General features: G+C 54.3%; 5 protein-coding genes. 3 read left to right on the plus strand and 2 right to left on the minus strand.

Annotation, left to right across the window (positions count from 1 at the left end; translation table 11 throughout):
- The first annotated feature begins 15 nt into the window (after positions 1 to 15).
- Complete coding sequence (locus AC2FIT_RS09335; protein WP_496828802.1) at positions 16 to 1,803, plus strand: NAD-dependent epimerase/dehydratase family protein; 1,788 nt, start codon at positions 16 to 18, stop codon at positions 1,801 to 1,803.
- On the opposite strand, the gene AC2FIT_RS09340 is transcribed toward AC2FIT_RS09335, so the two are convergent.
- Positions 1,796 to 2,782 carry an SDR family NAD(P)-dependent oxidoreductase gene (locus tag AC2FIT_RS09340; protein ID WP_496828803.1) on the minus strand — a complete coding sequence of 329 codons (987 nt, stop codon included), beginning with the start codon at positions 2,780 to 2,782 and terminating at the stop codon, positions 1,796 to 1,798. The genes AC2FIT_RS09335 and AC2FIT_RS09340 overlap by 8 nt on opposite strands.
- Before the next feature lie 103 nt (positions 2,783 to 2,885).
- On the opposite strand from AC2FIT_RS09340, the gene AC2FIT_RS09345 reads away from it, so the two are divergent.
- Positions 2,886 to 5,669 (plus strand): hypothetical protein, encoded by a 2,784-nt coding sequence (locus AC2FIT_RS09345; RefSeq protein WP_496828805.1) that lies wholly within the window; start codon positions 2,886 to 2,888, stop codon positions 5,667 to 5,669.
- Positions 5,670 to 5,680: 11 nt separating this feature from the next.
- On the opposite strand, the gene AC2FIT_RS09350 is transcribed toward AC2FIT_RS09345, so the two are convergent.
- Positions 5,681 to 6,259, minus strand: coding sequence for a sulfotransferase family protein (locus AC2FIT_RS09350; RefSeq protein WP_496828807.1), 579 nt, complete (start codon positions 6,257 to 6,259; stop codon positions 5,681 to 5,683).
- Between the two features lie 232 nt (positions 6,260 to 6,491).
- Here AC2FIT_RS09350 and AC2FIT_RS09355 point away from each other — a divergent pair.
- Positions 6,492 to 7,038: hypothetical protein (locus tag AC2FIT_RS09355; RefSeq protein ID WP_496828809.1), on the plus strand; the 547-nt coding region annotated here is incomplete at its 3' end.

A 7,038-nucleotide genomic window follows, 5' to 3' on the forward strand; every position in this document is an offset into this window, starting at 1 on the left:
ATTCGGAGTGGACGCATGAAGGTCGTTATATTGGATCGCGGATCGACGCTCGGCGCTATGTTGCAGGCCGCGCTGGAACCGTTGCATTTTAAAGTGGAACGGCATGAACTGCTGGCTGGTCAACCAGCCATCGACGGGATCGACGAGATCCTGTCCGGAGCCAATGCAATCTTCATTCTCCATCCCGGTGCGAACCTGCCGCACGAAAAGGTGGAAGCGCGGATGACCGAACTCATGTCGGCAGCCGCGCGCGCGGGTGTGCGCCGGGTTATTCTGTTGAGCAATACGGTCGTCTATTCTGATACGGCGTCGGGCGACGGTACGATCCGGGAAACTGCACCGATCCATGAGGACGACGAGACGGCGTCCGATGCAGCACGCTTTGCTGTCCGGATTGAGAAAGCCTTTTTCGCGGCGACAGATGATAATCTGGAACGGGTCACTCTACGGGTTCCAGTGCTTTATGACCGGGCGGATCCCGATGCAATTTCCGATTTGCGGACCATTATGATCGAGGGAAAAAAGGCTTGCGTGCCCGGTGCCTTTCAGAGACTGCATCCGGCCGATCTTTGTTCAGCCTTAGTATCGGCCATGCGAGTATCAAGCGCCAGCGGGCAGATTTTTAACATTGCAGAAACGACGGCAATCTCTCAGGAGGTGTTGGTCGCCGAATTGCAGCGACTTGGCCGACTTTTGTCGGATCCGAACGCGACGCAAGATCGCGTCCGTCCGTCTTATCCTTTCGAAGAACCGAAATTCGCCACTGACAAGGCGAGCCGAATTCTGGATTTCAAGCCACAGCGCAGCACTTGGTCTTCACTAGCGGAATGTGCGCAGGAGATTATCTTTGACTTGCGCCGGGAAGGTCGCGTCGCAGACAACACGCCAACGTTGCCTGCTGTCATCGCTGCAATTGAGACGCGAAGCAAGCCGCTGGCAGGAAAGGTCTGCGTCGTGACCGGAGCAACCTCTGGTATCGGGCGGGAACTGGCCGTAATGCTTTCAAGACTCGGGGCGCATGTTGTCGCGGTTGGCCGCAATACCGAAGCTGGCGCCAGTCTGCTGCAAGAGCTCGACGACCGGCCGACCTGCACTTCGGGAGAGTTCTACGCCGCTGACTTGTCCCGATCGTCCGAAGTCAAGCAGCTCGCTGAGGTACTCGTTGAACGCCATACCGATATCCACGCGCTTTTCAACAATGCCGGGGCGTTATTTGGTTCGCGGGTCATGACACCGGAAGGGATTGAAGCCACTTTCGCCGTGAATTATCTGGCAGCTTTTCACCTGACAACGCGCATTCTTAAGGTCATTTCCAAAGAAGGGCACATCGTCAATCTTTGTTCGGAAGCCCACAGAAGATCCGGGCTGGACTTTGGCGATCTGTTCTCATCGGCCAATTACCAGCTGTTGGAGGCTTATGCGCGTGCAAAATTTGCGTTGATGATGTTTTCCAATGCATTGACGCAGCGTCTGGAACGGAATGGACCAAGGGTTTTGACCATTAGTCCTGGTGCCGTTCGCACCGAGATACTCAATAGAAATGATTTGAAGGACCGGCCTGAACTTGCGGTATTCAACCGTGCGCGCAATCGCATGATATCACCAGAAAAATCGGCAAGTTTCGTCGCAAACCTGATCATCGATCAGGATCTGCGTGCCAAGACAGGGATATACATGGATCAGGACAAAGAGGTTGAGATTGCTTCTGCGACGACCGATCCAGCCGCATGCGCACATTTATGGCGGGTCAGCGAGGCCCTTGTCGAGATGACACTTGCCGAACCTGTTCCTGAGGTCAGCTAGTTTTACCAATATGGTAGGCTCGCAGGAAATGATCCATCGCGTCGAGTGTGTTTGGATTGTTCCACTGGACGAATTCGCCCGTCAAACCTTCTGTTTCGGGTGCATTCAGCCACATTAACAGCCGTGCGGCCAACTCGGGCGGGCGTGCGACCGAAGTCATCATTGCGCTTGGCGCGTTGCGCCCCAGCGTTTCTGAAACCTGCCCGAACAAAGGCGTATCGATCGGACCGGGGTTGAAAGCATTCACTGTTATGCCGGTGCCATTCAATTCAAGTGCTAGCGTTTGAACCATCTGGTTAACAGCCGCCTTGGTCGCTGCGTATGCACCGGTGCCAGGTTGTGGACTAAACGTCGCCGGCGACGACAAAAAAAGCATCCGTCCGCAATGTTGTGCCTGCATGGGCGGAACCACATGTCTGATTAAGTTCAAGGCACCGGTAATGTTCGTCGCGCAGAGCCTCTGCCAGGTTTCCGGTGACGTTTCCCATAGCTTTTGACCGATGGTTTCTGCCGAACCAGCGATGTTAATAAGGCTGTCAATTCTACCAGTCGCATTAAGTGTTTCCGAGACGAGCGATTCAGTTGCTGACTCATCGGACACATCCGTAGCAATTGCCAAAGCTTTGGCACCTTCTTCGCGTATTCCGCGAACAACTAGATCAAGTGCCGCGGCATCACGTGCAGTGGCGACCACAACTGCCCCGGCACGCGCCATAACCCGTGCAGTTGCTGCTCCAAGCCCTTGACTGGCTCCGGTCACCAATACGACGCGGCCACTAAGAAACGGTCTCAAATTTTGATCTCCCGTAAAAAACGGCGGTTTACCGAAAGAAGCCTTTGTATTTATGACGGATTTCGAGGCCAAAAAACAAGCGTACTGGGTGAGGTTCGGGGAAAAGCTTGCCTTGATGGGGGAGTCAGATAGACTCTGCAATGAATAAGTGCAGGAGGCTCGGAGTTTACCGGTGTTCTGATACAAAATGCACCAGTAAATTATTCAATATCCCAAGTCTTCGTGGGGCATGTTGGTTCGTTTAAGTAGGCGTCTTTAACACGAGTTTTAACGTAGTATGAGCGTATAGATGACAACGATTGATACTACTGTCAACAAACATCCCAACGGCTCCCGGCGATATCAATTAGGAAAAAATGCGCTTGTAAGTTTGATTTCGGATGCCGGAAGTGACGGCGTGGTCGCATTCGTTAAGAACACCGAGACCGGCGCGCTATATCGGATGGGAGAAGAAGAGTTCTTTTTGCTGAATGGGCTTGCAAAAGGGTTCTCCCACGAAGGCCTGGCGACAGCGCTCAGTTCGCACTTTCGAATTGTGGTTAATGCTTCGACAGTTGCGCAGTTTGCGGAACAGATGGTTCAAAACGGTATTTTGGTCGCGGCATTGGATTCTGGAATGAAGCCTCCATTTCATTTGGCTCAGTCAATGAAGGTCGCACCGGAAGATTCAATAGAAGACAGTGACCTTGCGGCCAGCGACTGGACGCTTGATGAAGGGGACGGTGCGCTTGGAGACACTGTTCAGCCGGATAACTTTCCAGACGAAAATATCTTTTCTGATGATACTGACTTTGACTGGGATGACGACGATGGTTTCGAAGACCGAATATTCGGCGATGAAGACTCGGTCGGTGTCGAGGACATTCCGACCGAGCCGCAGATATCAAGAGAAGGTACAAGTTCAAAACGCTACGCGATCGCCAACGATGCTGTTACCGAGCGCCAACAGAGTTTTGAACGGGCGAAGAAAGAGCAGCCGAAGATCAAGGACATGGACATTGTTCTGTTTGATCCAACAGGCCTCTTGCGTTTTCTGAACCGTTTTTTTGGCTTCGCGGCCTCTATCCTCGCGGGTATCACCGTGCCGCTGGGAATTTTCGCCATTGTTGCTATTTTTCATCGCTTGGACGAGGTGCTCGATACCATTTACGCGTCGCGTCGGGTTATCGGTATCGTTGGCATTCTGGCGCTCTCGATGGTTACGGTTAGTCTTGTGTCGCGACTAGTGATCGGGGCTGTGTTGCAACGTAACGGCAGCGACGTAAAACGCTTTGGCATCAATTTTCTGTTCTTTCTCATCCCCCGGTTCGCAATCGATATGATTGGCGTCAGCAAGTTGGACCGCCATGGAAAAATACAAGTCTATGCCTCTGCTTTACGAACACGTTTTCTGATCTTCGCTCTTTGCACATTGATTTGGGCATTCACTCGTCAATCGGGAAGCAGTCTTTCCCAAGTCGCCGCGATAATCGGGCAATTTGGACTTTTATCTTTTTTGATAAGTGGTTTTCCACTCATCAACGGTGAAGGTTATCGGTTGATGTGTGTATGTTTCAATCAGCCGATGTTGAGAGAACGTTCAATGGCTTACCTGTTTGGCGTCCGTCGCAAAAATTTTGGGCCGGAAACACCGGGCGAACGCTGGACTTTCCTCCTTTACGGCATTGGTTCGCTGCTTACGTCAGCGTTCCTGGTGACGCTTGTCGCGGCTTATGTTTCAACAATGCTAGAAGCCCGTTTCGGTGGCACAGGAGTCATCGTATTCCTCAGCCTCATTGCATTGATCCTAGCCTGGTTCGTTGTAACACGCGGCCGCAGCAAGCGTATCCGTCAACAAGTCACGGCCGAAATGGTTGAAGAAAAAAAGGCGCAAGCCATCGCGTCCAAGAGGGCAAGGCGCGGGCAGAACCTTCCTGTGCCGATACCCGCTGGATTGCAACCGGAGAGAGTGCAAAACCAGCTTCCCGCAAAGGTGCCGAGCCGGAGGATAACGCTCTACCGGCCATTACCCGACGTTTATGGCACCAAAGCAAAGAACAGCCGACGCGGAATCTGGCTGCGTCGAATAGTGGTTCTATCGCTGGTTTTGGGCGCTATTTACGTCGCCTTTCTTCCCTACAACTACCAATCAGGCGGCGACTTCGTGATCCTTGCCGATGACAGGGTTAAGGTTGTGGCGCGCGTGCCAAACGAGCTGACCGCCGTAATGGTTGAAGAAGGCGATATTGTAGATAGTGGCGATATCTTAGCCCTGCAGGATAGTGTTCGTGAAGAACATGCTCTAGCAGTGACAAGAGCCGAACTTGCGAAAGCTCGTGCGCAACTGGAGCGTCTCGAACTGGGTGCGACCGAGGAAGAAATTCAGGTTGCAATAGAGCAGATTGAGCGGATCAGAAGCGAGCTACCGTTCTTGGAGGCCGAAGCAGATCGAGCCAAGAAACTGCTGGAACGAGGCGCAATTCCCACCTCTCAAGCGGAACGCACGATAAGCAACTTCAATGTCGCAAAGGCCGAATTGCGTTCCGCCGAGGCCAATCTGAACCGGGTTGCTGCAGAAGCTGAAGCGTCCGAAATAGCCATGGTACAGGCCGATGTAAACCGATTGCAGTCGGAGCTGGCCTTCAATGAAACCAAGCTCGGCTACACAAAAATTGTTGCACCGGTCGCTGGGCGCGTGGTCTTTGAGAGTGAAGAGCCAGTGCCCGGACAATTCCTGGAAACCGGCGATTTGCTGATGGAAATCGAAGATCACACCGTCGCACGCGCCGAAATCAAGGTGCCTGAGGCAGATGTGAGCCTGATTGAGGTTGGTGAAAAGGTACGACTGAAGGCTTGGGCAATGCCAGACGAAGAACGTGAGGGCGTGGTCTCCGCCATCGCACCTGTCGCCGAGACTGAAGAGTTCGGGCAGGTCGTGCGTATAAAAACATTCATGTCTAATGAGAATGGGTTGTTTCGGCCGGGCATGACTGGATATGCCAAGATCGACGGCGAAGAGATGCGGGTTTGGGAAGCTTATTCGCGTTTGCTCGTGCGGTTCTTCCTCATAGAGATTTGGGGGTGGATCCCGTAGGTGCAGACCGGTTATTCCCGGTTTCGGTAAAGCGCGGGATCGACAACCTGCGCCATCGCGTGTTTGTCGAGGTCAGCCCCCAGAAATTCGGAGATTTTGGCAACCTCCTTAAAGGGGTCTTTAAGGAGGTTGCCGTAATCCGCCACGTACATTTCGATGTTCTGCTGGGTCGCTACCCAGTTTCGGAAATTGATGACCTCGGACTGAAACAGCTGAATGATCGTTTGGCGCTGTTCTCGACCGCTATCCAGACCCTCGCGTTCCAGCATCTTTTCCTGAGATCGTACGACCTCGGCCAGGTCGCGCTGCATGAACAGGATCCGATATGGTACGTCGTGCGGAAGGTCATAGACGAGTTTGTAGATGATTTTCAGCGCCTTGCCGCGCATCCCCGGGACCCAACTGGAGTCCGTCTGCAAATCTTTTACCGGCTCGAATTCGTAGTAGCCCAACGGATTGTCATCGTTCGGCCGGCGCAATTTGTCGGTGACCGGAGGAATGCCCCCGGCTTCCAACATGCGCATCATCATGGAAGTGCCAGAGCGCGGTAAGCCGGAGACCACGGTCAAGAAACCTAATGATGAGTTCATTAAATCGTCCTCAAATCATTTGATAATTGGCTACTGGCAGCTCGAATCCAAGCCGGAGCGTGTCATGTCTGGCGATCATGGATAGCCAAATAGCCGCCTGCTTGCTAGTCTATCAGAAGTTCCAAGTCATTTTAGGTCGTAAACATGAACAATGATTCAGCGGAAAATGATATTGATGAAGACCAGCCTATAGACCCTGAAGCGCTGCGATCTGGCGTGGCAGGACAAGGCTATGTCGGATTCGACAGCAATATCGGAACTCAGGGGAACGCCAGAGGGTCGCGTCGGTTCGCAGGGGCAACGCCGGGTAGTTTCGGCAGGCAACCCCAGAGTGGTGGTTTCCAAGGCGCGGGCGGCGGCTTTGGCGGACGTGGTTTCGGCCCGGGCGTGGGAGCAGGCGGTTTTGGCGGCAGGCAACCCCAGGGTGGTGGTTTCCAAGGTGCGGGCGGCGGCTTTGGCGGACGTGGTTTTGGCCCGGGCGCGGGCGCAGGCGGTTTTGGCGGCAGGCAACCCCAGGGCGGCGGTTTCCAAGGCGCGGGCGGCGGCTTTGGCGGACGCGGTTTTGGTCCGGGCGTGGGGGCAGGCGGTTTTGGCGGCAGGCAACCCCAAGGCGGCGGTTTCCAAGGCGCGGGCGGCGGCTTTGGCGGACGTGGTTTTGGCCCGGGCGCGGGAGCAGGCGGTTTTGGCGGCAGGCAACCCCAGGGCGGCGGTTTCCAAGGCGCGGGCGGCGGCTTTGGCGGACGTGGTTTTGGCCCGGGCGCGGGAGCAGGCGGTTTTGG

The sequence above is a fragment of the Ruegeria sp. YTSA135 genome (genome assembly GCF_059610165.1).

Bases quoted from the DNA above. Each gene is read 5' to 3' on its own strand.
- AC2FIT_RS09335 (WP_496828802.1), top strand. From the start codon at position 16: ATGAAGGTCGTTATATTGGATCGCGGATCGACGCTCGGCGCTATGTTG.
- AC2FIT_RS09345 (WP_496828805.1), top strand. From the start codon at position 2,886: ATGACAACGATTGATACTACTGTCAACAAACATCCCAACGGCTCCCGG.
- AC2FIT_RS09350 (WP_496828807.1), bottom strand. From the start codon at position 6,259: ATGAACTCATCATTAGGTTTCTTGACCGTGGTCTCCGGCTTACCGCGC.